The organism is Paraburkholderia atlantica (genome assembly GCF_009362785.1).
Lineage (GTDB): Bacteria > Pseudomonadota > Gammaproteobacteria > Burkholderiales > Burkholderiaceae > Paraburkholderia > Paraburkholderia atlantica.
On sequence record NZ_WHNQ01000014.1, the window covers coordinates 62,430 to 89,283 of the forward strand.

Consider the following 26,854-nt stretch of genomic DNA (forward strand, 5'->3'; position numbering starts at 1 on the left):
TCTATGAAGCCTCGTGACGAATTCGTCGGCAGGCCGCGAGGGTCTCATGGATACGACAGAGCGGATCATCAAGTGGCGCGATCTACGGCATAGAGACAGCGTCGTCAGCGAACCGCGCAATCCGTTGCCCGCGGTGTGCGACGTATCGGTGACGAACGTGTGCAACGCCGCATGCGACTTCTGCGGGTTCTCTCGCGAGAAGAATCTGGCGGGGCCACGTCGCTATCTCGACCCTGATGAGTTCGCGCGCGCACTGCCGATCCTGCGCAGACGCCGGATTCGTTACATGACGCTGCAAGGCGGCGAGCCGCTGGTTCATCCCCAGATCGCATCGCTGGTGGCTTCGGCCACCAAGGCCGGCATTCAGTGCGGCGTGATCACGAACGGCTGGTTTCTTCCGCGCCACATCAAGCAACTGGCGGCGGCTGGCCTCAAGCGTCTGCTGATTTCCATCGATAGCGCGGACATGCGCGAGCATGAGCATAATCGCGGCCTGCGCGGTCTCGAGGCCCGCATCCGCGAGGGCATCACTCAGGCGCATAGCTTCGGCATCGAGGTGTGCGCATCGATTACGGTGAGCCGTCTGGTTCGTTACGAATCGCTTCCGGAGACGCTCAATCGGCTCGGCTTCGATGCGGTCGTTTTTTCCTATCCCCGGCGCGAGGCGTTTGGGTCGTCATCGCTCGTGTACGACGAAGACTCGAAACTCGTCGACCTGAACACCGACGAGTTACTCGACGCGTTGAACGCAATCGCGCGCCTGAAGAAGCACTTCCGCGTGATGGACCCGAGCGCTGCGCTGGACGAGGTCGCGCGGTTCGTGCGCGGTGAACGGCAACTGGTTCCATGTATCGGTGGCAGCAAGTACTTTTATATCGACTGGAACCTCGATGTCTGGCGTTGCGAGGCGTGGTCCGAGCCGATGGGCTCCGTGTTCGACCTCGACCGCCTGCCCGATCAACGGGAACCCTGCAATGCCTGCATGATGGGATGCTATCGGCATGCCAGCATTCTGATGCACGGTGCGATCGCCGTGACTGATTCGATGTACGCGCTGGGCCACGGTCAGCTTCGGACCGCTGTCAGTTTGTTGTTCCAGCGCAGCGTCGCGTATTCGCTGTGGGCGCTTTCAGTTGAAGAATTACCGCGCGCGTCGCTTATGTCGTTCGCGAGACGGATGGGCGGACGCCGTTCCACGCCGCAAACTGGATAGGTTCGATTCGCGCGATGCCACCGACGCGCGGCACGCGATTTGCGAAGGCCACCGGCAGCGAGAAAACCGTCAATGGGCCGATTCGATTGCCTAAGATCAAGTTACGCGCTCCGCGAGCAAGGCACCGCGGGTCGCGAACGTCTTTATCGTCGCGCAGCCCTTTTCCCGCGCGACTTTTCCACAAGGAGGTCACGATGAAATCAGACGACAAGGGCGACGTGCGCGCTTTCGTGCAAACGGCCGAGCAGGGTGGCGAGCATGTCTGGGTAATCACGCTGGTCGACTTCGCGGCCCGTGAGGTCAGACGCTCGCTCGTTTCGGACGAGACCTATGCGACCGCCGCCGCTGCCAGAGATGCGGGGCAGGCCCATCTAAAGGGCTTGGAGCAGGACCGCTAGGCCCACTCACCGCCGCCTTGTTTTCGCCCACGGAAGTACTAACGTTTGACTATAAGTAAACCGGCGGTAAAGGGGCGCAAGAGGGCAAAGCTCATGGCCAGTACGCAAGGAAGCACCGGATCGCCATTTTCGGCGTCCGTCGAAGCGGGCAGCTATCGCGTCACGCGACCGCAAAACGCAAGCGATGTGATCGATCTGCTGCAAAAGCGCGATATTCAGATCGTCGATCTGAAATTCACTGATTTGCCGGGCCTCTGGCAGCATTTCTCGATCACGCTTCCCGAAGTTCACGACGACCTGTTCAGCGCCGGCATCGGTTTCGACGGTTCATCGATCCGCGGCTTTCAGGAGATCCACGAGTCCGACATGCTGCTGCGGCCCGACCCGGCAACAGCCTTCGTCGACCCGGCTTGCGGTACGCCGACGCTGTCGATCATTTGCGACGTAGTCGATCCAGTGCTGCGACAGCCCTATTCGCGCGATCCGCGCTACGTGGCGAAAAAGGCGGAGAACTACCTGCGGCAGACGGGCATCGCGACGACGTGCTATTTCGGGCCGGAGCTCGAGTTCTTCATCTTCGACTCGATCCGCTTCGGCCAGGATCAGCACTGCGGCTACTACTACGTCGAGTCGGCCGAGGGCGACTGGACCACCGGTCGCGACGAGGGCGCATACGGCGGCGGCAACCTTGGCTACAAGCAGCACTATAAGGAAGGCTATTTTCCGGTGCCTCCTCATGACACGCTGCAGGAAATCCGCTCGGAAATCGCGCTGACGCTCCAGCAGGCCGGCGTGCAGATCGAAGTGCATCACCATGAAGTTGCGACCGCCGGACAGAACGAGATCGACATGCGCTTTGCGACGCTGACCCGCATGGCCGACAACGTGATGATCTACAAGTACATCTGCAAGAACGTCGCGCGTCGGCACGGCAAGGTTGCAACCTTCATGCCGAAGCCGCTGTTCGCCGACAACGCGAGCGGCATGCATTGTCACCAGAGCCTGTGGAATGACAAACAGAACCTCTTTTACGACGCGGGCGGCTGGGCGCTGACTTCCGACATGTGCCGCTGGTACATCGGCGGATTGCTTCAGCACGCGCCCGCGCTGATGGCCTTTTGCGCGCCGACGACGAATTCCTACAAGCGCCTCGTGCCGGGATATGAGGCGCCCGTCAATCTGGCGATGTCGCAGCGCAACCGCTCGGCCGCGGCGCGCATTCCGATGTATTCGGATTCGCCGAACGCGCGGCGCGTCGAGTTTCGCTGTCCGGACCCGTCGGCCAATGCGTATCTCGCTTTCGCGGCGATGCTGATGGCCGGCCTCGACGGCATCGAAAACAAGACTGATCCCGGCGAGCCGCTCGATCGCAACATCTATGATTTGCCGCCCGAAGAAGCGCGCAATATCCGGCAGGTGCCCGGCTCGCTCGAAGCGGCGTTGGCGGCGCTCGAAACGGACAACACGTTTCTGCGCAAAGGCGATGTGTTTACCGACGACGTGATTCAGACCTGGATCGACTACAAGCGCAGCCGCGAGATCGACACGATCAAATTGCGCCCACATCCATGGGAGTTTTACCTTTACTTCGATATCTAGAAGAACAAGCCTCGAACCTCAAAGCAGGATCGGCGCGCAAATCAGAAGAAATACCGCGATATAAATGACGCCAAAAATCAGCCCGAGTCTCCAGAAATCACCCGCAGGCAGATACCCGCTGCCGAAGTACACGGGACTCGGCCCCGTTCCGTACGGCGTCAGGATGCCCATGATCCCCAAAGTCAGCGACAGCATCAGCGCGAACGCTTCCATCGGCATGCCGGGAATAGTCGAGCCCACCGCCAGCATGACCGGCAGCATCGCCGTCGCGTGGGCGGTGACGCTCGCGAACATGTAATGCGTGAAGAAAAAGATCAGCACGAGGACGATCGCCGCCTCCGTCGGGGGAAAGCCTGCCATGTGGGTCGATATCGTCCCGGCGAACCATTTGACGAAGCCAGTCCTGCTGAGCCCGTCTGCGAGGGCGACGAGCGTCGCGAACCACACGAGGGTATTCCACGCCTGCTTGTTGCCGAGCATGTCGTCCCAGCTCACCACCTGGGTGACCAGCATCAGCGCGATCACCATCAGCGCGGCGGTCGTGGGATTGACGTAGTCGTCCGCAAAGACCCATAGCGCGAGGGCGATCAGTACCAGCACGGCGAGCATGATTTCCCGTCTGGTGAGCGGCCCCATTTCCTTCAGTTGCTGGGCAGCCCAGGCCGGCACTTCGGCGCTGTGCTTCACATGCGGCGGATAAAGCACGTAGGTCAGCAGCGGGATGGCCAGCAGCAGCAAGATGCCCGCGGGCGCGAAGGCCAGAAACCACTGTGCCCATTCGAGATCGACGTCGACCGTTTTCTTGACGAGTTCCGCGGCGAGCAGATTGGGTGCGAGCGCGGTGAGGAACATCGAGCTCGTCACGCAGGTCGTGGCGATAGCGGTCCACATGATGTAGGAACCGATGCGCCGCGCTGACGGATCGTTCGGCTTCGAGTCGTAAAGCGGCGGCAAACTGCGAATCACCGGAAAGATCGTCCCGCCGCTGCGCGCCGTATTCGAAGGGGTAAATGGCGCGATCACGGCGTCCGCCACCATCACCGCATAGCCGAGCGTGAGTGTCCGTCGACCCAGTGCCCGCACCAGCATCAATGCAATGCGCTTGCCGAGCCCGGTCTTCTCGTATCCGAGGGCGAACATGAAGGCGCCGAAGATCAGCCACACGGTGCCGTTCGAGAAACCGGAAAGCGCCCAACTGAGCCCCGCGTTCGCGACATTGAAACCAGGCTTGGCGAGTTGTGCGGGACTGAAGAACACCCACTCGCTGAATACCGCGACCAGCGTCACCGCGATAAGACCGATTGCGGCGCCCGGAATAGGCTCCAGCATCAGCCCGACGATCACGCCCGCGAAAATCCCGAAGTAATACCACGCGTGCTGCGCGAGACCGGGGGGCGCGGGAATCAGTCCGATCACGATCGCCACGATCAGAGGAGCGACGGCCTTCCAGAAAGTTTTCATGCCATGCCCCATTCTCATAACCGTCCTTGTGCTAAGGTTTATATGACCTTTTTTGCGCGTTCGCCAGTGAAGTGTTCACGGCATGCAAGGAGAGTGCGAGGCCATGGTTCGCGTGAGTATCGAAGGGCGCGAGATTCAGGCGCCGGACAATTGCTCGATTCTGCAGGCCATGGGGCATGCGGGGCAGACTCTCGTCGAGGGCGTCGGCTGCATGTCCCAGGGCGTGTGCGGCTCGTGCCGTGTAATGGTGCGACGCAGCGGCGAGCAGGAAGTCAAAACCGCGCTCGCCTGCGAGACCCTCGTCGAAGAGGGCATGCAGGTCGCCTTCCTCGATTACTTCACCGAATCGGAACGTCACCAGTATCGAATGGAAGAGATCGGCGACAGCTGGCAGGCGCTCGGCAAGATCGCCGAGATCTTCCCCGAAGCGGCGCATTGCCGTCATTGCAGCGGCTGTGACCGCGCCTGTCCGAAGGGGCTGGACGTGCAGCGAGGCGTGAACCTGGCGGTCGAGGGCAAGCTGCCCGCATCGAGCCAGGTGTTCGACGAATGCGTGATGTGCAACCTGTGCACGCTCGCATGCCCCGAGCATATCCGGCCCAACCATCTGGGCGTGTTCGTGCGCCGGATGATCGCGTCGCTTTCGCTGCGTCCGGCCAATCTGATGCGACGGCTGCAGCAGATCGAGAGCGGCGAGATGAAGATCGACTTCGATGCGCCTGGCGCGCAACCGCCGCGCTGACCGGAGCGAAATCATCATGTCCGCCGGCATACCCTACGAAAACGCGCGGCAGCGCTACCGCCCCGGGATGGCGGCCACGCTTCGCGCCGACGACGTCCCGGTCGATGAACTGCTGAAGGCTTATCACCCCGATCATGGGCCGCATGCGCGCGTCACGCTCAGTGTCGGGATCAATCGCGGCGAGCCGTGTCAGCCCGATCTCGCGCGCCATCTACAGGCTAACGCGCTGATCGACGATGTCGATATCGCCGGCGCGCAGCTGATGACGACCGATGTGCTGGTGATCGGCGGCGGCGGTGGCGGCTGCGCCGCGGCGCTCACGGCGGCGAAGCAGGGCGCACGGGTGATCCTCGCCACCAAGCTGCGTCTCGGCGACAGCAATACGGTGATGGCCGAAGGCGGAATCCAGGCGGCCATCGGCGAGGATGACAGCCCGCAACTGCACTTCGAGGACACGCTTCGCGCCGGACACTTCTGCGGCGAGCCCAAGCTCGTGGCCCAGATGGTGATGGACGGCCCCGATGTGATTCGCTGGCTGATCCAGCTCGGCATGATGTTCGATCTGGAAGAGGATCAGCCGATCGGCGGCAATCTGATGCGCAAGAAGCCCGGGGGCGCGTCGGCGGCGCGCATTCTGTCGTATCGCGACTATACCGGCCTCGAAATGATGCGCGTGCTGCGCGAGGCGGTGGACCTCGACCCGGGTATCGAGTTGTGGAACCGCTGCCCTCTGGTCGAGCTGCTGTCCGACGAGCGCGGCGGCTGCGCCGGCGCGGTGATCTACAACCTCGAATGGCGTACCTTCGTGCTGGTGCGTGCGCGTGCCGTGATCCTCGCCACTGGCGGCGCGGGGCGACTCCACCTGAATTCGTTTCCAACCTCGAACCACTACGGCGCCACCGCCGATGGCCTGGTGCTCGCCTATCGGATCGGCGCGCGCCTGCGCGAGCTCGACTCATTCCAGTACCATCCGACCGGCATCGCCTACCCGCACCATCTGGCGGGCGGCCTGATTTCCGAGGCGGCGCGCTCCGCCGGCGCGAGACTGCTGAACGGCGAAGGCGAACGTTTCGTCGACGAACTCAAGCCGCGCGACGTGGTCGCGTCGGCGATTCTGCGCGAGTGCGCACAAGGTCGCGGGATCGAGCGCGACGGCCAGGTCGGCGTGTTCCTCGATACGCCGACACTCGAAATCGAGCATCCGGGCATTCTGGCCAAACGCCTCGTCACGCTTCGCCATCTCGCGGACAAGTGCGGCATCGATGCGGCGCAGGAGCCCTTCCTCGTTTATCCCACGCTCCACTACCAGAACGGCGGCGTCGCCATCGACAAAGATGGCGCCACCAACGTCCCCGGCCTTTTCTGCGTCGGCGAGGTGACGGGCGGCATCCACGGCCGCAACCGCTTGATGGGCAATGCGTTGCTCGACATTTTGAGCATGGGCCGCCGTGCCGGCGCGAAGGCCGCGCAATCCAAAGAGTGGGTCATGACGAGCCGTGCCGGAATCGGTCACGTGCACGCGTGGCAGAGAGAGCTGACGCTGGCGGGACTGCCGCTTCACGTGAAGGCGCCGCAGCTCTTTCCCGCCTATGCTCATTTCGATCTGCGAGTCGATGCGGGATTGCGCGCGAGCGCGCGGGGTCGCGTGATCGGCGGCATCCGGTGACACGAACCACGGAGCACGCGATGCAAACGCTGAATCAGTGCTTGATGAGGGACGATTTCCGCGTCGGCGCCGACCTCGATGCATGGTTCGCGCGCGGCGGCGGCGAGGGACTCGCCAAAGCGCTCGACGACCCGGAGTCGATCATCGCCGAGCTCGCCCAGGCCGACTTGCGCGGCATGGGCGGCGCTGGCTTCCCCGCGCATCGAAAGTGGGCGCCGGTTGCGGCCGCCCCTGACGGCGACAAGTACGTCGTTTGCAATGGCAACGAAGACGAACCGGGCACCTTCAAGGATCGCTTTCTGCTCGAACACACACCGCATCAGGTGATCGAGGGCGCGCTGATCGCCGCGGTGGCGACGCGGGCCAACCATGTCGTCTTGTACGTGAATCCGCATCAGACGGGGTCTCTCGCCGCGACTCGCGAGGCGGTCAAGCAGTGGTCGGGACACCCGCAATTCGCCGCTATCGAGCGTTGGATCGGTGCGCCGCTGTCGCTCGGTGTCGTGCCCAGCTCGGGCTTGTACATCGGCGGAGAGGAGACGGCGGTGATCGCCAGCGTCGAAGGCGGCTTTCCGTTTCCGCGGCGCAAACCTCCTTTCCCGGCCGAGCAGGGTGTGCACGGCGCCCCGACCATCGTCAACAACGTCGAGACGCTCGCCCACGTGCCCGGGATTCTGCGCCACGGCGCGCAGTGGTATCGCGAGCTCGGAGTGGGGAATGCGGCCGGAACCAAGCTCTATTCTCTTTCCGGTGACGTGCTGCGTCCCGGTCTGTACGAACTGCCGATGGGCACGAGCCTCGAGACGCTGGTGTTCCAGCACGGCGGCGGCATGCTGCAGGGCAAGGAGTTCAAGGCGGTCTTCACGGGCGGCCCATCGAACACGCTATTGACGAAGCGCGATCTCGACGTGGCGCTGGATTTCGACTCGGTGCGTCAACGCCGTTCGCGTCTGGGGACGGGCGCGATGATCGTGGTGTCGGAAGGCACCAGCATCGTGCGCAAGGTCGCGGACTACGTGAACTTCTTCGCTCAGGGTTCGTGCGGGCAGTGCCCGCCTTGCAAGGGCGGTACGTTTCAGATGATGCGGCTTCTGAACCGGCTCGACACGGGCCGCGGCGTGCGTGCCGATCTGGATGCACTGGAGAACTTGTGCCGCGTTCTTCCCGGCAGCGGGCGTTGCGGTTTGATCGACGGCGCGGTGACGGTGGTGGAGAGTTCCATCGATCAGTTCCGCGCGGAATATGAAGCGCTGTTGATGGCGTAGGACAGCGCGGCCGGTATGGCGGCTAGAACGGCCAATACAACGGCGCAATGAACACGACCACCGCCATCGACCACAGCACGATCAGCAGGCCGATCCTCCAGTAGTCGCCGAACTCATACGCGCCCGGGCCATACGTGACGAGGTTGACCGGCGTGCTCATCGGCGTCATGTGCGCAGCGCCTGCCCCGAGCGCCACAGCGACCAGGAACGGCGTCGCCGACACGCCGAGTTCCTGCGCCGTGGCTACCGCGATCGGCACGGTCACGAGCGCCGCCGAGTTGTTCGAGATCACCTGGGTCAGCACCGCGGCCACGAAGAAGAGTCCTGCCAGCACCGCGCGCGGACCGCCCGAGCCGACCGCCTGGATCACGTAATCGCCGATCTGATACGCGAGCCCGGTATTCGACATCGCGGTGGCGAGAGGAATCAGCGCACCGACCAGCACGCAGGTGTTCCAGTCGATCGTGTACAGCTGGTTCAGTGTGATCACGCGCGTCAATACCATCGCGGTCACGCAAATCAGCGTCGCCACCGCGGGCGGTACCGCGTTCGTCGCGAGCAGGATGACCAGCACCGCGAGGATCACGAGCGCCTCGCGCGCGCCGCGACTCAGCGCGATGGTCTGGCGCCGTACCGTCTGCGGAGAATCGACCATCAGTATCTGCGGGTCGGAGAAGTGCTTGTCGAGCGCTTCCCATGTTCCTCTGAGCAGCAGATGGTCGCCCGCGAGCAGCGTGGTCGACGGCTCGGGCACGTTCTTGCCGCCGCGCTGTATCGCGAGCACGATCAGATCGCCTTCGTGCGTCGCCATGCCCGGAAACACGGTTTGTCCGATCAACCCCGAGCGCGGCGGTATCACGACTTCGGCGAGACCCGACGAGCGATTGAACAGCGCATTCGTGACCGCCTGCGCTTCGGAGAGCGGCTCGCGAATCGCGAGATGCAAGTCGTTCGCGAGCCTCGCGACGCCTTGCGCGTCGCCGCGCACCAGCAGGTGGTGGCCCTCGCTCGCATCTTTCTGCGCGAGTTCGGCGCCTTCATCGTCGGTCAGGCCCAGCACGCTGATACCGGGGTATTGCGACAGATCGATGCTGTCGAGCGTCTTGCCGATCAACGGCGAGCCCGCGCGCACGCGCAGCCGGAACACGCCGTCCGCGAGCCGGTATTGCTCGACCAGCGTGTGCGCGTGCTGGCTGAAATCGGCCGGCAGCGAATTCGAGCTGCGCCTGGGCAATAACAGCGGGCCGAGTATCAGAATGATCGCAAGGGTGCCGGCGAACAACGGCAGACCCACGATCGACCATTCGAAGAAGCGGATCGGCGCGCCACCGAGCGCATCGGCCGCGCTCGATGCGATCACGTTGACCGGACTGCCGAGCAACGTGAGCTTCGCGCCGGTCAGGCACGCGATCGACACGGGCATCATCAGTTGCGACGGCGCGAGCTGGGTCTGCACGCAGATGATGACCGCGATCGGCAGCATCGCGACGACGGCGCCGTTCATGCCGATCAGCGCAGTGGATACCGCGGACAGGATCAGCAGCGACGCGATCAGTCGCTTGCGGCTGCTGCCCGAATGGCGAATCAGCCACTGTCCCGCCCATGTGCCGACACCGGTCGTTTCGAGGCCGATGCCGATGCCGAGCAGCGCCGCGATGAACACGATCAGCGGATCGCCGAAGCCGCTCAACGCCTCGCGCATCGTCAGAACGCCGGTCAGATATAGCGCGATCAGCGACATCACCGCGACGACGGCGGCCGGCACCTTGTTCCAGATGAACAGCGCCATCGTCATGGCGAGGACCAGCGAGGTCACGGTCATCGGGTTCATCTGTTTTTCCCGTCGTATGGAGCCGCGTTGCGCGAGCGCGGCACCTCACCTGCCAGCCGTTTGCGGGAGCCGATACCGGTCCTCCTCAGTACCCGAGCGCGGCGCCGTCGCCGCGTGGATCGGCGCCGCCTTCGTAGAAGCCCTGTTGCCGATCGAAAGCGATCGCGTGTGCATGCCCCATGTTGTCGTTCCAGTCGGTGACCATCTGCACCGGCTGGCCGCGGCGCTTCAATTCGCGCACGACTTCGTCGGAGATGCGCCCCTCGAGCGACATGTTGCGCGACTTGGTGCCCCACGTGCGTCCCATCAGCCAGCGCGGCGCCTCGATCGCCTGCTGCACGTCGTAGCCGAAATCGACGATGCGGGTCACGAGCGCGGCCTGGGTTTGCGGCTGACCTTCGCCGCCCATCGAGCCAAAGGCGAGGCAAGGCCTGCCGTCGCGGGTCATCAGTGCCGGAATCAGCGTGTGGAAAGTGCGCTTGCCCGGTTGCAGGCAATTCGGGTGATGCTCGTCGAGCGAGAAGAACGCGCCGCGGTTCTGCATGATGATGCCGGTGTCCCCGCCGAGCACGCCGCTGCCGAAGTCGTGATAGATGGACTGGATCAGCGACACGACCATGCCGTCGTTGTCGGCCGCGCAGAAGTAGCAGGTGTCGCCGTCCGGCGCACGGCGGTCGTGCGGATACTGATAGGCGATGCCGGGCGGGACCGTCGCGATGTCGAGCGCGCGTTCGGGGTCGAGCAGCTTGCGGCGTTCGTCGCAGTACGCCTTCGTGATCAGCTGGTCGACCGGAATCGTCACGAAGCGCGGGTCCGTCAACCACTCTTCACGATCCGCGAACGCGATCTTCACCGCTTCGGCGAGGTGGTGATAGTAGTCCGCGGTGCCGTCGCCCCATGCAGCCACGTCGTAGCCTTCGATCAGGTTCAGGATCTGCAAGGGCGTAAAGCCCTGCGTGTTCGGCGGTAGCTCGTAGACCGTATGACCGCGATACGTGGTGCTGATCGGCGTGACCCATTCCGCGCGGTACGCGGCGAAGTCGACCGGTTGCAGCGGTGAGCCGGCGGCCCCGACGCCGGCGCAGATCCGCGTCGCGAGATCGCCTTCGTAGAAGCCGGCGCGCGGGCCCTGATCGGCGAGTTGCTGCAACGATCGCGACAGCGCGGTTTGCACGAGCTTCTCGCCGTCGGCCGGCACGCGGCCGCCCGGCATGAAGATCGCGGCCGTGTCCGGGTAACGCGTGAGGATCGGCACGTCCTGCGCGGTCCAGTCCGCGAGCGAGCGTGAGACCGGCACGCCGTCGCGCGCATAGCCGATCGCCGCCGCAAACAGTTCCGCCCAGGCGAGGCGCCCGAAGCGCTCGTGGGCGAGACGCCAGCCGTCGATCGCGCCCGGCACGGTCAGCACCGCCTGCGGGCCGCGCGCCGCGATTTCGTTGTCGGTGGCGATGCCGCGATAGTGGGCGAGCGTCGCGCCTTGCGCCGCCGGTCCGCTCGCGTTGATCGCGTGAATCTGTTCGCTGTTGCCTTCGGCGATCAGCCAGAAGCCGTCGCCGCCGAGCCCGGCCATGTGCGGATAGGCGACGCACAGCACCGCGTTCGCGGCGATCGCGGCATCGACCGCGGTTCCACCGCGTTGCAGCATCTCGACACCGGCCTGACTGGCCAGATAGTGTGGCGTCGCGACCATGCCATGCGGCGCGCGCGTGGGCGGCCGACCGGTGCGAGGCCCATTGGGATGACTCATGGTGAAAAGCTCCCCTGAGAACGAGCCGCCACAGCGGTCCCGGCGCGTGGCGCTTGCCGGGAGCGTTCGACGGCAAAGTAACGGCTGCGAAGGAACGGGCGCGCCGCGTCGATCAGGAAGCCCGATCGTCGAACTCGACGCCCGCGTCTCTCACCTTGTCGTTCGAGTGATCCATGAACCGCGTGATGATCGGCAACGCTCCGCCGGCGATCACGCAGAGCAGCCCCAGCCCCAACAGCAGCATGTTGCCGGTGACCGAGCCCCTGCTGGTGAGCGGAAAACCCGCGAACATCAGAAGCAGCGCCAGGGTTTCCGCAACGAGCTTGTCCATGCGAGTCACCTCACGCGAATATCACGAGCAGGATCGTGCCGATACCGGTCAGGATGGCGACAATGACCGTCCACGGAAGGGCCAGCTTCATCACCGCGCCCTCCTGTCCCTTGATGCCGCTGATGCTGGTGCCCAGCACGATATTGGCCGGGCCGATCGCGTTGCCATACGCGCTGCCCGCTGCCTGCGCGGCGATGATCGATTCGGTCGGCAGCGAATGCAGTTGCGCGACGTCGCTCTGCAGGCCGCCGAACAGTACGTTGGACGCGGTGCTGCTCGACGTCATGAACGCGCCCAATGCGCCGATCACGCTCGCGATGCCCGCATACACGAGCGGCGGCGACACGTCCGCGATACCGTGCGCGAGCACCTGGGTCTGGCCGCTATGGTCGAGCACCCGGCTCGTGACGAGAAAAGCGATCACCGGCAGCGATGCGGGCACGCCGTCGACGATCAGCGAGCGACCCAGATTCTCGCCGCCATGGCGCGATTGCCATGCACCGTAGAAGCCGTTCACGCGGTACACGATCCACACGACGATCGCGGAGATCAGCAGCATCGTCCCTGGATGGGTGAACGGCGAGAACGGCGCGTAACGCGCGACGGCCGCGTTTCGGACGCCAAATCCCGTGGTCACTTCGGGGAACGGCAGGCCGATGCGGAATTGCCGCATCGCATCGTTCAATGGGCCAATCAGCAGAATGCCCAGGGTAACGGCCGTCAGCACGACATACGGCAGGAATGCCATGCCGAGACTCATCACCGGCTCTTCGGTTTCGGTCTGCATGCCGACGGCGGCGGGGTCCATCGCGGGACGATCCGGGACCTCGGCTGCGGGAACCGGCTCCCTGAATCGACGCCAGCGCGACAGCGGATACAGGGCGACCATCGCAACGGTTGCGGCGAGGAACGTCGAGAGTTCAGGGCTCAGGAACGCGAAGATCAACTGGCCGAAGCCGAGGATCGTGCCGAGGATCAGGACCAGCGGCCATCCATGACGCACCGCTGCCCAGCGTCCGTATAGCCACACGATCAGCAGGCCGCCGAAGTACGTCGGAATAAGCAGCAGCACACACGATTCGAAAGCGGCGCGTCCCACGTCCTGAATGTCGGCTACCTGCAACGTCGCGAGCCAGCCGACGCCGAGGGTGCCGAAGAAGCGCGCCCATGCGTGCGCGATGATCGAGATGGCGGCGGCATGGACCGGTCTTACACCGATCGCGAGCAAAAGCGGGGCGACGACTGCAATCGGCGCGCCGAAACCGGCGATGCCTTGAAGAAAAGATGAAAACACCCAGCCGAGGCCGAGAATGACGAATAAATCATTTCGACTGAAACGGGAAATGCCGTGTCGAAGCGCATCGTAGCCGCCGGCCTGTTTGGTGATCTGATAAAGCAGAAGCGCGGGCCACATTACATAGAGAATGAATATGGCGTCCCATACGCCTTTGCCGCTGGCGACGGCCAAAGTCGTGATCGGAGTGCGGAATGCGAATACGGCGATCAGGCCGGCGACGAACATTGCGCCAGGTCCCGCCTCGGGCGCCCGCCAACGCAGCGGCACCAGAAAGACAAGCAAGGCAATGATTGAAAGTGTTGCCAGAATCCAGTGAATTAGATCGACCGGAAGGGTTATTTCATTCATCACGCTCCCTCTCGCAGTTGATACGCCTCGAATGCTGTGAGGGGGCACTATTCTGTATGGCCCGAACTAATAATAGTTCGTTTTCTTAATGCCGCAAGTTGACTGCAAAAGCGCGACTTTATTGCGCTGCGGAAATTATTGTTGGGTAATCGCGGCGGAATTCCATCTGCGACGACGATGCGCCGGATTTGAATAAACGATAACTAACGTTTTTAAATCGTCGTGGCGGAGGCGATCGTTTCGCGGTTCAATCGTCGACGAAATAATGACCGATAAAAAAACAGCCAGCCGCGAGCGCAGCGCCCAGCGCCGCGACCGTATAGGCAAGCCTGACACCGTGCCACAAGCTATCGAACCATTGATGCAACTGCGCCATCAGCACTGCCGCATTGCCGCCGATTTGCTGCAGCTCGATCTGATAGCGCGGATCGACCATGCTGTACATCGCGACCGCGCTATCGGGCGGCGGCACGCTGAGGTAGATGAGCGCCGCGACGATCAGGCTGACGACCAGGATCGCCGCGCCGAAGAGATAGAGCCGCTTTTGCAGCGGCGAGCGTGGGGTGGAGGAAGGTGCGTCGTGTTCGTTGCCGTTCATCGTTGCGTGGGAGGGGGGGCGCTAGCAGCCGTCGTGGATGGAGCCGAGCCGCCAGTATCGCAGAGCGCGGCCTCGCGGCGGCCGCGGGCGCCCAGGCCACGCTAGTTCTTCGACGTCAGCAGCTTGATCCCGGCAATCCCGAACATCACCGCGAGCGAGCCATCGAGCCAGCGCCGGATCGCCGTATAAACGCGCCGCGCGGATGCCGTCGAAAACAGCATCGCGTAGCTGCTGAACACCGTTGCGCCGATCGCCATGCAGCCCAGCACGACCGGCATCACGTGCGCGGCGCCGTGTACCGGCGACATCGCGAGCGACACGATCGACAGCCACACGAGCACCGCTTTCGGGTTCGTCAGATGCAGCAACAGGCCGCGCAGATAGAGCCGCCCGAGCGTTTCGTCGACGCGCGCCGCACTCGCGGCCGGCTTGCCGGCGCTCAACGCCGAGCGCGCGGACTTGTAGCCGAGCCACAACAGATACAGCCCGCCCGCGATCCGGATCGCCACCAGGCATTCCGAGTAGGTGGCGAGCACCGCCGACAGCCCGAGCGACGCGAGCAGCGCCCACGAGAACGAGCCCGTCACCACTCCGAGTGCGAACACCAGCGCGGCGCGCCGGCCCGCGCTCATCGCGAGCGACATGATCGCGAGATTGCTCGGCCCTGGGCTCGCGGTGCCGACGAAATAGGCGCTGTAGGCGATCAGGACATCGGCGGTGAGCACAGGGCTGGCGATCATGGCGGGCAAAGGTGAGGGCGGGGCGCGTGTTCGGCAATGCCATGCAACGCGCCACACCGCCGGTTGAATGAAGCAACGATTCTGCCGGCCGTCGCTCGCAGCTCACAGATACAGTTGCGCGTACGTGTGGCAGCACACTCGATTCGAAGCCGCATTGAACGCGGCGGGCCAGGCGCTCAACCGTCCGCTGCGCTCGCAATACACTCCGCCAACGCATCGGCGACCACCGGCCGGCTATGCCGCGGCCGCAGCACGAGCCCGATCTCACGCTCGAAGGTCGCATCGCCGAGTTCGAGTGCCACGACGCTCGCCGGCCATTTGCCGAGCCCGGCCGTATTCGGAATCAGCGCGACACCCATGCCGCGCGCGACCAGTTGCACGATCGCCTGCAATTCGTCGAGCTCGACCGCATCGCGCACGCTAAGGCGCGCGCGCCGCAGAAAACGATCGACGAGCCGGCCGCCGAACGATGCGCGGTCATAGCGGATGAACGGCTCGCTGCGCAGCAGTTCGCGCCACGAGCGGCCGCCGCGCGCGAGCTTTTTCGGCGCGAGCAGCACGAACGGTTCGGCGACCAGGGTGCGCCATTCGAGCTCCGACGGCAGCGCGAACGGCGGCTTGATGATGACGGCCAGATCGAGCTCGCCCGCATCGACCTGGCCGAGCAGCCCCAGCGACACGCCCGGCACCACGCGAATCCGCCAGCCGGGGCGGTCGTCGCGAAAGCGCGCGAGCGCGTCGGCCAGCAGCGATACCTGCGCGGACGCGATCGCGCCGACCCGCAGCATGCCGCTTTCGGCAGCACCTCCGCTGCGCTCGGAGAGCCGCGCGTAGAGCGTCATCATTTCCTCGGCGAGCGCGAGCGTTTCGCGGCCCGCCTCGTTGAGCGTCGCCGAGCGGCCGGTGCGGTCGAACAGCGGGAAGCCGAGTTCCTGCTCGAGCCGCTGCATCTGCGCGCTGACCGCCGATTGCGTGAGCCCAATGCGCGCGCCCGCGCCCGAAAACGTGCCGTACTGGCTGACGGCGATGAAGGTTTTCAACTCGCTGAGCATGATCGTTCAATCGATTTTGGTGGTGGTCAGGTCAAATATATATCGTTTCTCAACATTTTTATTCATGGTTAAACTTTGCTGCATCTGAGCCGATTGCCGGTCGTGCGAGCCGTGCCAGTCGTAATCCATCCTCACACCCAGCCAGCGAGACTTCCTATCATGAGCGTTGCCGAAACCGCTTTGCCGCCGTTCCATCTGGCGTTTCCTGTTCATAGCCTCGCCGCCGCGCGCGAGTTTTACGGCGAATTGCTCGGCTGCCCGGAAGGGCGCAGTTCGGACGCGTGGGTCGATTTCAATTTCTACGGTCATCAGATCGTCGCGCATCTGGCGCCGGACGAAGTCGGTCACCGTCATACCAGCGCGGTCGACGGCGACGCGGTGCCGGTGCGCCACTTCGGCGCGGTGCTGTCGATGGAGCAATGGCAGGCCGCCGCGGACAAACTGCAGAAGGCCGGCATCGAATTCATCATCGAGCCGCATGTGCGCTTCAAGGGCGAGGTCGGCGAGCAGGCGACGATGTTCTTCCTAGATCCGTCGGGCAATGCGCTCGAATTCAAGGCGTTCGCCGATATGTCGTCACTGTTCGCCAAATAAGCGTCGGGGCGTTGACGCCAGCGCACGGATAGCTGCAAATGACAAGGCCGGTCGACCATTCAGGTTGACCGGCCTTTTTCTGTGTTGCGAATAAAACTGAAAGCATGTTTCACAATATTTCGAACGAAAACCGTGCTGCGAATCAGCAAACGTTCCAATAACTGCGCGTAAATTTATTTAACAAACGTTTGCGGGTCGCCTAATTCGCTGCAAATCCGGCGAGAGCCTTTCGCCTTCAAAAATGGCGTATTTGCTTTCAATAAGCTTCCTGACAATTTCGCCATTCTCGCGCCATGCAGGTGTTGGTGCTACCGATCTAGCATAAGCGGAGATTCAATCCCTCCCTCCACCCGCATTTTCTCTGGCCCGTTTCAATGTGGATCGTCAACGTAGCGCTTAAGCGGCCATACACGTTCATCGTGATGGCGATTCTGATCGTGCTGGCGACGCCCTTCGTGCTGTTCACCACGCCCGTCGACGTGCTGCCGGAAATCAACATTCCGGTGGTCAGCATCATCTGGACCTACACCGGGCTGTCGGCCGAGGACATGGCTACCCGCATCACGTCGGTCAACGAGCGCAGTCTGACCACGACGGTCAACGACATCGAACATATCGAATCGCAGTCGCTGCCCGGCATCGCAATCCTGAAGGTGTTTCTGCAGCCGAACGCGAATATCCAGACGGCCATCGCGCAGACGGTCGCCGTCGAGCAGGCGCAATTGAAGCAGATGCCGCCGGGCGCCACCGCGCCGCTCGTCATCAGCTACTCGGCTTCGAGTATTCCGGTGATCCAGCTAGGTCTGTCGAGTCCGAAGCTCTCCGAGCAGGACTTGAACGACACCGCGCTGAACTTCCTGCGTCCGCAACTCGTGACGATTCCGGGCGCAGCCGTGCCGTACCCGTACGGCGGCAAATCGCGGCTGATCTCGGTCGACCTCGATACGCGCGCGATGCTGGCCAAGGGCCTGACGCCAGCCGATGTGGTCAACGCGTTCAATGCGCAAAACCTGATTCTGCCCACCGGCACGGCCAAGATCGGGCCGAAGGAATACACGATCGACATGAACGGTTCGCCACCGACGTTGGAAGGTCTCAACGACATTCCAGTGCGCACCGTCAACGGCGCGACGACCTACCTGCGTGAAGTCGCCCATGTGCGCGACGGCTACTCGCCGCAGACCAACATCGTGCGGCAGAACGGTCATCGTGGCGTGCTGATGTCGGTGCTGAAGAACGGCAATGCGTCGACGCTGTCGATCGTCGATACGTTGAAAGGCCTGTTGCCGGCCGCGCGCGCCGCGCTGCCGCCGGATCTGCAGATCACCGCGCTGTTCGACCAGTCGGTGTTCGTGAAGGCGGCGGTGCAGGGCGTGGTGCGCGAGGCGCTGGTCGCGGCCGCGCTGACCGCCGCGATGATCCTGCTGTTCCTCGGCAACTGGCGCAGCACCTGCATCATCGCGATCTCGATTCCGCTGTCCATTCTGTCGTCGCTGATCGTGCTGCACGCGCTCGGGCAGACGATCAACATCATGACGCTGGGCGGGCTCGCGCTCGCGGTCGGTATCCTGGTGGACGACGCGACCGTGACGATCGAGAACATCGAGCGGCACCTGCACATGGGCACCAATCTGCACGACGCGATTCTCGACGGCGCCGGCGAAATCGCGGTGCCGGCGCTGGTGTCGACGCTTTGTATCTGCATCGTGTTCGTGCCGATGTTCTTCCTGACCGGCGTCGCGCGCTACCTGTTCGTGCCGCTCGCGGAAGCGGTGGTATTCGCGATGCTCGCGTCGTACATCCTGTCGCGTACGCTCGTGCCGACGCTCGCGATGCTGCTGATGGGCCACGCGCACAAGCCCAAGGCGGGCACGAAGCCGAATCTGTTCATGCGTCTGTATCACCGCTTCGACGCCGGCTTCGAGCGGATGCGCGCGGCCTACATCATGATCCTGAGCAGCCTGCTGGTGCGGCGCAAGATGTTCGGCACGCTGTTTCTCGGTTTCTGCGTGCTGTCGATGGGCCTGTTCTTTGCGCTCGGCGAAGACTTCTTCCCGAGCGTCGACGCGGGCGACATCCGTCTGCACATGCGCGCGCCGACCGGCACGCGGATCGAGGAAACCGCGCGGCTCGCCGACGAGGTCGAGAAGGTGATCCGCGAAGTCGTGCCGGAGAGGGAGTTGGGCACGATTCTCGACAACCTCGGCCTGCCGTACAGCGGCATCAACCTGTCGTACAGCAATGCGGGCACGATGGGCACGCTCGACGGCGAGATCCAGATCGCGTTGAACGAAGGCCACGAGCCGTCGCAGATCTACATGGACAAGCTGCGCACGATCCTGCCGCAGCGATTCCCGGGCGTCGAGTTCTTCTTTCAGCCCGCCGACATCGTCACGCAGATCCTGAACTTCGGCCTGCCCGCCGCGGTGGACGTGCAGATTGCCGGCGCGAATCAGCAGGGCAACCTCGACGTCGCGCGCAAGCTGCTGAAGCAGGTACGCCTGATTCCGGGCACCGTCGACACGCATATCCAGCAGAAGCTCGACGAACCGGTAATCGGTCTGCACATGGACCGCACCCGTCTGCAACAACTGAACCTGACCGCGAACGACGTCGCGCAGAACGTGCTGGTTTCGCTATCGGGCAGTTCGCAGACGTCGCCGGGCTTCTGGGTCAACAACAGCAACGGCGTCGAATACAGGGTTCAGGTGCAGACGCCGCAGTACCAGGTGTCGTCGATCGACGAACTGTTGCGCACCCCGGTGTCGGCCACGATGAACGGGCCGACGCAACTGCTCGGCAACCTCGTGCAGGTGTCGCCGAAGAGCCAGTTCGCTGAGGTCTCCCACTACAACATCCGTCCGGTGATCGATCTGTATGTGAGCGTTGAAAAGCGCGATCTCGGCAGCGTGGCGAATCAGGTCGACAGGATCGTCAACGAGGTGCGCGGTACGCTGCCGCGCGGCAGCACGATCACCGTGCGCGGCCAGGTACAGACGATGCGCACTTCGTTCTTCGGGCTCGGCATCGGCGTCGCGATGGCGATCGTGCTCGTGTATCTGCTGATCGTCGTGAACTTCCAGTCGTGGGTCGATCCGCTGATCATCGTCAGCGCGTTGCCGGCGGCGCTCGCGGGCATCGTGTGGATGCTGTTCCTGACCGGCACCCATCTGAGCGTGCCGGCGCTGACCGGCGCGATCATGACGATGGGCGTCGCGACCGCGAACAGCATTCTGATGGTCGCGTTCGCGCGCCAGCGTCTGTCGGCGGGCGCGCCGCCGCTCACGGCCGCGCTCGAAGCCGGCGCGAGCCGGATCCGTCCGGTGCTGATGACCGCGTTCGCGATGATCATCGGCATGATTCCGATGGCGCTCGGTCTCGGCGAAGGCGCCGAGCAGAATGCGCCGCTCGGCCGCGCGGTGATTGGCGGCTTGCTGTTCGCGACCGTATCGACATTGTTTTTCGTGCCGCTCGTGTTCGCGGGAATTCATTCGTGGCTCGCGCGCCGTCATCACAACGGCGGCGGCGACAACGGCGGCGGAAACGGCGGCAATGGCGGTGGAACAGGCGGTGATGGCGGTCGAAGTGGCGGCCACAGCGGCAGCCCCACGCCGGAACACAGCAGTGCGGCGACGCCCGCGTAAAAGTTAAACGATGGTTGACTGAGATGACCGATAAAACTCATGCATCGCTAGCGATCCCCACGCGGGAAACCGAACAGGGAGAGCACTTGCTGCCGCCGCGCCATCGCGAATGGAGACACGCGAAGATCGCGATCCTGATCGTGTTCGTGCTGCTCGCGATCGGCACGCTGCGCACCGTGATCGCGAACGTGATGCAAAACCGCGAAGTCACGGCGACCGCGCAGCAGAACGCCACGCAGTACGTGAACGTCGTCACGCCGAAGCAGACCGACGGCGGCGGCGGCACGCTGCTGCCCGGCACGTTGCGCGGCTATGTCGAATCGCCGATCTATGCGCGTGCGACCGGCTATCTGCTGCACTGGTACGCCGATATCGGCGCCCGCGTGAAGCAGGGGCAACTGCTCGCCGAGCTCGATACGCCGGAAATCGACCAGGAACTCGCGCAGGCTCTGGCTCAGCGTCAGCAGATCAATTCGAGCCTCGCACTCGCGAAGAGCTCGCTGGAGCGCTGGCAGCAGTTGCGCCAGCGCGATGCGGTGTCGCAACAGGAACTGGACGAACGGCAGAGCACCTACACGCAAGACCTTGCGAATCTCGCAGCGGCCGACGCGAACGTCAAGCGTCTGCAGCAGCTTGAATCGTTCAAGCGGATCGTCGCGCCGTTTGCCGGCGTGGTCACGCAGCGCAACGTCGACGTCGGCGATCTGATCGACGCGGGCAGCGGCACGAGCCGGGCGCTGTTCGCGCTCGCGCAGTCGGACCCGTTGCGCGTCTATGTGCAGTTGCCGCAGGCCTACGCGCAGAACGTCGCGCTCGGGCAGAAGGTCGTGGTCACGCAGGCCGAGCTGCCGGGCCAGCAGTTCAACGGCACGATCACGCATATGTCCGGCGCGATCGACGTGCCCACCCGTTCGTTGCAGATCGAAGTGACGCTGCCGAATCCCGACGCCAGGCTGCGACCCGGCGCCTATGTGCAGGTCGAGGTGCCGGCCGCCGCGCACGAACGCCTGACGGTACCGGGCAACGCACTGCTGTTTCGCGCGGAGGGTCCGCGCCTCGCGGTCGTCGATGCGAAGGGCAACGTCAGCCTGCACAAGGTCGTGATCGCGGTGGACCTCGGGCAGCAGCTCGAAATCGAAAGCGGTATTGCGCCGACCGATCGCATCATCATCAATCCGAGCGACTCGATCGCCGATGGCGATCACGTGCAGGTGCAGCCGCTGCAGAAGAACGGCAAGGAGGCGTCGTGATGTTCGCGCCTTCCCGCCGGGGGCGCACACGCGGCATTGCGTTCACCGCGCTCAGCGCTTGCGCCGGCGCGGCCTTGCTCGCCGCCTGCACGGTAGGTCCCGACTATCAGCGGCCGCAGGCCGAGGTGCCGCCAGAATGGCACACCGATTCGTTCTGGCGCGTCGCCGCGCCGTCGCATGCGCCGATTGCGCCGGACTGGTGGACAGGCTTTGCCGACCCGACGCTCGCGACGCTCGAAACCCAGGCGCTCGCGCAGAACCAGACGCTCGCCGCGGCGAGCGCGCACTACGAGCAGGCCAAGGCAACACTCGCGAACACCAGCGCGCAGCGCGTGCCGGAAGTCAATTTCTCGGCCCAGGCCTCGCGCTTTCGCATTTCGCACGACCGGCCGCTGACCAACTACGCGACGCCGACTCAATCGACGGTACAGAACAACCTCCAGCTCGGACCGACGCTCAGCTACGACACCGATCTGTTCGGACGCATCCGTCGTGAGGTCGAGGGCGCCCAGGCGTCGGCCGAACAGTCTGCGGACGACCTCGCGAACGCGCGGCTCGTGTTGACGACGGATCTCGCCACCGACTACTTCTCGCTGCGTGAGCTCGACAGCGAGATCGACGTGCTGAACCAGTCGGTGAAGCTGCAGCAGAAGGCGCTCGATTACGTGAATACCGAGCACGACCTCGGTTCGGTGTCGGGCCTCGATGTGCTGCAGCAGAAATCGCAGCTGGATGCGACGCGTGTGCAGGCGCAGCTTCTGCTGAATCAGCGCGCGCAATTCGAGCATGCGATTGCCGCGCTGGTCGGCGTGCCCGCCCCACAGTTCGCGATCGAGCCGAAGGTGCTCGATATCAAGCCACCGACGGTGCCGCTCGGCGTGCCGAGCGACGTGCTGCAGCGGCGGCCCGACGTCGCCTCGGCGGAACGCGCGATGGCGGCCGCCAACGCGCAGATCGGCGTGGCCAAGGCCGCATTCTTCCCGAGCCTGACGCTGACGCCGGGCATCGGCTGGGAGAGCACCGAGTTCGCCAATCTGCTGAGCGCGCCGACGCTGATGTGGACGCTCGGCGCGGCGGTCGGCCAGGTGATCTTCGACGGCGGGCGGCGCGCGGCCAACGTCAAGTTCGCGAGCGAGGGCTACAAGGCGACCGAGGCGAATTATCGGCAGACGGTGCTGAGCGCGTTCCAGCAGGTGCAGGACGGCATCACCGGACTGTCGGTGCTCGACGGCGCGGCGAAGCAGTCGCGCGAGGCGGTCGAGGATGCGCAGCGGCTGCTGGCGCTCGCGAACGATCGCTATTCCGGGGGCCTCGTCGCGTATCTGAACGTGATCGACGCTCAGGAGTCGCTGCTGACGAGCGAGCGCACGGATGTGCAGATTCATGGGCAGCAGTTGACGCTGTCGGTCGCGCTGGTGAAGGCGCTCGGCGGCGGTTGGGATGGCGGCGCGCAAGGCAATTCGATGGCCGCGAATGAGGCCCATGCAAGCAACGCTGCGGCGATGCCGCAGCAGGCGCCTGCCGGCGGCGCGCAGCAGAAAGACATGCCGGCTGCTGCGCGCTGAATCGCACCGGCCGAGCTTCCATGCCGATGCAGTGGGATCGGCGCGAGGAATCGAGGGCGTTCGTATAATGCAAGGTTGACGCCACAATGTGGCATGGGGCAGCAGTAAGCGCTAAAGCGCTAACTCCTGCCGACAGGGGACGCGGATGAAATTGCTGATCGTTGAAGACGAGCACAAGGTAGTCGACTACCTGCGCTCCGGTTTGACAGAGCAGGGCTGGGTCGTCGACGTCGCGCTCGACGGCGAGGAAGGGACGCATCTGGCCACCGAATTCGATTACGACGTGATCGTCCTCGACGTGATGCTGCCCAAGCGCGACGGCTTCAGCGTGCTGAAGGCGCTGCGCATGCGCAAGTCGACGCCGGTCATCATGCTGACCGCGCGCGATCACGTGAACGACCGCGTGCGCGGCCTGCGCGAAGGCGCGGACGACTACCTGACCAAACCGTTCTCGTTCCTCGAACTCGTCGAGCGTCTGCATGCGCTCGCGCGCCGCACGCGTTCGCAGGAGTCCACGCTGATTTCGGTCGGCGATCTGTTCGTCGATCTGATCGGCCGCCGTGCGACGCGCGATGGCGTGCGCCTCGACCTGACCGCGAAAGAGTTTCAACTGCTCAGCGTGCTCGCGCGCCGCCAGGGCGACATTCTGTCGAAGACCGCGATCACCGAACTCGTATGGGACGTCAATTTCGACAGCCACACGAACGTCGTCGAAACCGCGATCAAGCGGCTGCGCGCGAAACTCGACGGCCCATTTCCGTCGAAGCTGCTGCACACGGTGCGTGGCATGGGCTACGTGCTGGAAGTGCGCGAAGAGGCCGAGTCATCATGAACCGCTCGATTGCCCGCCGCCTTGCGTCGATGTTCGCGCTGGTGGCGCTGTTCGTGTTTACGCTCGTCGGCAGCGGGCTCTTTCTGGTGCTGCGCTCGCAGCTCGAACATCATCTGCGCGAGTCGCTCGACGATCGCACGCAAATCGCGCGCATCATCGTCTCTCACGCGGTAACGCCCGAAAAATGGCGGATGGCCCGCGAAAAACTCACCGACATGACGCCGCATGACAGCAGCACCATGTACTCCGTGACGAGCGCGGAGCCGAACTTCCACTTCGGCACGCCGGTGCACGGGACCGTCACGAAGAGCTGGCCCGGCGGCTACGCGCGCATCGCGCCTGAGGGCGGCGGCCCCGACATGCTGACCTCGACGGTGATCTTGCCCGCCAATGGCGCGCGGCCTGAAGTGCAGTTGCAGGTCGCGGCGAGCTATTCGCCGAACTTGCGCACGATGCGCGTGTTCGGCTCGGCACTCGCGGCGCTGTCCGCGCTCGGCAGTCTCGCGGTGCTGCTGCTCAGCTACTCGGTCACGCGCATCGGCCTCCAACCGCTCACGCGTCTGACGCGCGACGCATCCGCGGTCAGCCCCAACAACCGTTCGCAGCGGCTCAATACGGCGTCATTGCCGCTCGAACTGAACGATCTCGCCAACTCGTTCAACGGCGCGCTCGAACGGCTCGACGGCGCCTACGGCCGCCTCGAATCGTTCAACGCGGACGTCGCGCATGAACTGCGCACGCCGGTCACGATCCTGATCGGCCAGACCGAAGTCGCGCTGACGCGCAACCGCTCGGTCGACGATCTGCGTCACACGCTGCAATCGAACCTCGAAGAATTCGAGCGGATGCGCGCGATCATCAACGACATGCTGTTCCTCGCGCGTGCCGACCAGGGCGAACGCGCGACGGGGTTGATCGAGGTGTCGCTCGCAGCGGAAGTCGCGCATACGCTGGAGTTTCTGGAGATTCCGCTCGAAGAGGCGCGCGTGCACGCGAAGCTGCAGGGCGATGCGTTCGCGCGCGTGAACCGCTCGCTGTTCGGCCGCGCGTGCACGAACCTGCTGATGAACGCGATCCAGCACTGCGAGCCGGGCGCGACGATCAGCGTGACGATCGCGCGCGGCGAAGGTGCGATGCGTGACCAGGTGCGTGTCGTGGTGGCGAATCCGGGCGAGCCGATCGCGCCGGACGTCCTCGAACATCTGTTCGACCGTTTCTATCGCGCGGAAGTGTCGCGTACCAATAGCCGCGAAAACCACGGGCTCGGACTCGCGATCGTGAAGGCGATCGCCGAGATGCATCGTGGCACCGTATCCGCGCACAGCGCGAACGGCATCAACACGTTCTCGTTTTCGGTGGCGGCGCCGGTGATATCCGCGTCGGGCGATCTACCGGCCGCGCGTGCGAACGCGAGCGCGAATGCCAATGCGAGCGCGAACGCGAACGCGGCCGGCGTCGCCGCCGATACCGCCTATTCGTCGCTCGCGAAAGGCAAGTCGGCCTGAACCGGCAGGCGCGGCTTCAGCGCCTGTTCGCTGGCCGAGCTCAGCGTGCTGATGCGCACGCCCAATAGCCGCAGCTTGCGGTTCAACTGCACGCGTCGCAAACACTCGGTCGCCGCGCGGCGGATTTCGGTCGCGTCGGCGGTCGGTTCGTCGAGCGTCAGGTCGCGCGTGACGGTGCGGAAATCGTCGTAACGCAGCTTGATGCCGATCGTGCGGCCCACGTAGCCCTTGCGCACGAGATCGTCGGCGACACGCACGCACAGCCCCGTAAACGCGCTCGATAACGCCGGCCGGTCATGGCGCGGATGCAGGTCGCGTTCGAACGTGGTCTCCCGGCTGATCGACTTCGGCTCCGATTCGACCACCACCGGCCGTTCGTCGTGACCCTGCGCGACTTCCATCAGCCACGCGGAATAGCTGCGCCCGAAATTGTCCTGCAATAGCCCGGCGTCGGCGGCGGCCAGATCGCCGACCGTCGCGAGGCCGAGCGCGGTCAGCTTCTCCGCCGCCTTCGGGCCGATGCCGTTGACCTTGCGCACCGGCAGCGGCCACACGCGCAGCGGTATGTCGGCTGGCGTGAGGATCGTCAGGCCGTCGGGCTTGTCGAGCTCGGAGCCGATCTTCGCGAGCAGCTTGTTGGGCGCGACGCAGATCGAACACGTGAGACCGGTGGCCTGTTGAACGGCCTCCTTGATGCGCCGCCCGATATCGGCCGGTTCGCCCGGCAGGTCGGTCAGGTCGATATAGATCTCGTCGATGCCGCGATCCTCGATGCGGTCCGTGAACGTCCTGACGGCCGCCTTGAAGAGGCGCGAGTAGTGGCGGTACGAATCGAAGTCGGTCGGCAGCAGGATCGCGTCGGGCGCGAGCGCGGCGGCCTTCATCATGCCCATCGCCGAAAACACGCCGAGCGCGCGTGCCTCGTACGTCGACGTGGTGACGACGCCGCGGCCCGCGTAATCGCGCAGCTTCGCGAAGCGCTTGCTGCCGTCTTCGAGCAGCTGCGGCGCGCTGTTGCGGCCGCCGCCGATCACCACCGCTCGGCCGCGCAGCTCCGGATAGCGCAGCAGTTCGACGGACGCGTAAAACGCGTCCATATCGAGGTGCGCGATGCGGCGGGATGGCGAATTCATCGGAATTGAAGCGGGCGATGGTAATGAACGAAAGCGGTGACGG

At 64.3% G+C, this 26,854-nt stretch carries 21 protein-coding genes; 12 read left to right on the forward strand and 9 right to left on the reverse strand.

Features of this window, described 5'->3' with window-relative positions; translation table 11 throughout:
* Window positions 1-46 precede the first annotated feature (46 nt).
* The 3 genes from GCT19_RS20560 to glnA all read left to right on the forward strand — a co-directional run bounded on the left by GCT19_RS20560 (window position 47) and on the right by glnA (window position 3,210).
* On the forward strand, window positions 47-1,213 hold the full coding sequence (locus tag GCT19_RS20560) for a radical SAM protein (protein ID WP_152852964.1): 1,167 nt from the start codon (window positions 47-49) through the stop codon (window positions 1,211-1,213).
* A gap of 194 nt (window positions 1,214-1,407) precedes the next feature.
* Window positions 1,408-1,611, forward strand: coding sequence for a hypothetical protein (locus tag GCT19_RS20565; protein WP_013091358.1), 204 nt, complete (start codon window positions 1,408-1,410; stop codon window positions 1,609-1,611).
* A 93-nt stretch (window positions 1,612-1,704) separates the two neighbouring features.
* Window positions 1,705-3,210: a type I glutamate--ammonia ligase gene (gene glnA / locus GCT19_RS20570; protein WP_152852965.1), complete on the forward strand. Its 1,506-nt coding sequence runs from the start codon at window positions 1,705-1,707 to the stop codon at window positions 3,208-3,210.
* Window positions 3,211-3,228: 18 nt separating this feature from the next.
* Here the strand turns inward: glnA and GCT19_RS20575 are convergent, their stop codons facing one another.
* Window positions 3,229-4,671, reverse strand: coding sequence for an anion permease (locus GCT19_RS20575; protein WP_026228302.1), 1,443 nt, complete (start codon window positions 4,669-4,671; stop codon window positions 3,229-3,231).
* 103 nt (window positions 4,672-4,774) lie between these two features.
* On the opposite strand from GCT19_RS20575, the gene GCT19_RS20580 reads away from it, so the two are divergent.
* The 3 genes from GCT19_RS20580 to GCT19_RS20590 are packed head-to-tail and all read left to right on the forward strand — an operon-like array spanning window position 4,775 to window position 8,344.
* Entirely contained in the window at window positions 4,775-5,413 is a 639-nt protein-coding gene (locus GCT19_RS20580; RefSeq protein ID WP_152852966.1) for a 4Fe-4S dicluster domain-containing protein, read from the forward strand.
* 16 nt (window positions 5,414-5,429) lie between these two features.
* On the forward strand, window positions 5,430-7,079 hold the full coding sequence (locus GCT19_RS20585) for an FAD-binding protein (RefSeq protein WP_152852967.1): 1,650 nt from the start codon (window positions 5,430-5,432) through the stop codon (window positions 7,077-7,079).
* A gap of 20 nt (window positions 7,080-7,099) precedes the next feature.
* Window positions 7,100-8,344 (forward strand): complex I 51 kDa subunit family protein, encoded by a 1,245-nt coding sequence (locus tag GCT19_RS20590; protein WP_018433553.1) that lies wholly within the window; start codon window positions 7,100-7,102, stop codon window positions 8,342-8,344.
* Between the two features lie 22 nt (window positions 8,345-8,366).
* Here the strand turns inward: GCT19_RS20590 and GCT19_RS20595 are convergent, their stop codons facing one another.
* The 7 genes from GCT19_RS20595 to GCT19_RS20625 all read right to left on the reverse strand — a co-directional run bounded on the left by GCT19_RS20595 (window position 8,367) and on the right by GCT19_RS20625 (window position 16,288).
* Window positions 8,367-10,175, reverse strand: coding sequence for an SLC13 family permease (locus GCT19_RS20595; RefSeq protein ID WP_152852968.1), 1,809 nt, complete (start codon window positions 10,173-10,175; stop codon window positions 8,367-8,369).
* 85 nt (window positions 10,176-10,260) lie between these two features.
* Complete coding sequence (gene ggt, locus GCT19_RS20600) at window positions 10,261-11,922, reverse strand: gamma-glutamyltransferase (protein ID WP_152852969.1); 1,662 nt, start codon at window positions 11,920-11,922, stop codon at window positions 10,261-10,263.
* Between the two features lie 112 nt (window positions 11,923-12,034).
* Complete coding sequence (locus GCT19_RS20605) at window positions 12,035-12,253, reverse strand: hypothetical protein (protein WP_013091366.1); 219 nt, start codon at window positions 12,251-12,253, stop codon at window positions 12,035-12,037.
* A gap of 10 nt (window positions 12,254-12,263) precedes the next feature.
* Window positions 12,264-13,898 carry an L-lactate permease gene (locus GCT19_RS20610; RefSeq protein ID WP_026228300.1) on the reverse strand — a complete coding sequence of 545 codons (1,635 nt, stop codon included), beginning with the start codon at window positions 13,896-13,898 and terminating at the stop codon, window positions 12,264-12,266.
* Window positions 13,899-14,145: 247 nt separating this feature from the next.
* Complete coding sequence (locus GCT19_RS20615; protein ID WP_152852970.1) at window positions 14,146-14,496, reverse strand: hypothetical protein; 351 nt, start codon at window positions 14,494-14,496, stop codon at window positions 14,146-14,148.
* Window positions 14,497-14,597: 101 nt separating this feature from the next.
* Window positions 14,598-15,236 carry a LysE family translocator gene (locus GCT19_RS20620; RefSeq protein WP_152852971.1) on the reverse strand — a complete coding sequence of 213 codons (639 nt, stop codon included), beginning with the start codon at window positions 15,234-15,236 and terminating at the stop codon, window positions 14,598-14,600.
* Window positions 15,237-15,412: 176 nt separating this feature from the next.
* Complete coding sequence (locus GCT19_RS20625) at window positions 15,413-16,288, reverse strand: LysR family transcriptional regulator (RefSeq protein ID WP_152852972.1); 876 nt, start codon at window positions 16,286-16,288, stop codon at window positions 15,413-15,415.
* 159 nt (window positions 16,289-16,447) lie between these two features.
* On the opposite strand from GCT19_RS20625, the gene GCT19_RS20630 reads away from it, so the two are divergent.
* From GCT19_RS20630 to GCT19_RS20655, 6 genes are all read left to right on the forward strand, one after another.
* A complete protein-coding gene (locus tag GCT19_RS20630; protein ID WP_008918388.1) occupies window positions 16,448-16,882 on the forward strand; it encodes a VOC family protein in 435 nt (144 codons plus the stop codon).
* A gap of 374 nt (window positions 16,883-17,256) precedes the next feature.
* A complete protein-coding gene (locus GCT19_RS20635) occupies window positions 17,257-20,526 on the forward strand; it encodes an efflux RND transporter permease subunit (RefSeq protein WP_018433545.1) in 3,270 nt (1,089 codons plus the stop codon).
* A gap of 23 nt (window positions 20,527-20,549) precedes the next feature.
* Window positions 20,550-21,776: an efflux RND transporter periplasmic adaptor subunit gene (locus GCT19_RS20640; RefSeq protein WP_152852973.1), complete on the forward strand. Its 1,227-nt coding sequence runs from the start codon at window positions 20,550-20,552 to the stop codon at window positions 21,774-21,776.
* Window positions 21,776-23,341, forward strand: a complete 1,566-nt coding sequence (locus tag GCT19_RS20645; protein ID WP_152852974.1) for an efflux transporter outer membrane subunit — start codon at window positions 21,776-21,778, stop codon at window positions 23,339-23,341. The genes GCT19_RS20640 and GCT19_RS20645 overlap by 1 nt, the downstream gene beginning before the upstream one ends.
* A gap of 145 nt (window positions 23,342-23,486) precedes the next feature.
* Window positions 23,487-24,173 (forward strand): heavy metal response regulator transcription factor, encoded by a 687-nt coding sequence (locus GCT19_RS20650; protein WP_013091374.1) that lies wholly within the window; start codon window positions 23,487-23,489, stop codon window positions 24,171-24,173.
* Window positions 24,170-25,678 carry a heavy metal sensor histidine kinase gene (locus tag GCT19_RS20655; protein ID WP_152852975.1) on the forward strand — a complete coding sequence of 503 codons (1,509 nt, stop codon included), beginning with the start codon at window positions 24,170-24,172 and terminating at the stop codon, window positions 25,676-25,678. Before GCT19_RS20650 ends, GCT19_RS20655 begins: the two co-directional genes overlap by 4 nt.
* Here the strand turns inward: GCT19_RS20655 and dinB are convergent.
* A complete protein-coding gene (gene dinB / locus GCT19_RS20660) occupies window positions 25,645-26,811 on the reverse strand; it encodes a DNA polymerase IV (protein ID WP_152852976.1) in 1,167 nt (388 codons plus the stop codon). The two genes, GCT19_RS20655 and dinB, sit on opposite strands and share 34 nt — an antisense overlap.
* Window positions 26,812-26,854 lie beyond the last annotated feature (43 nt).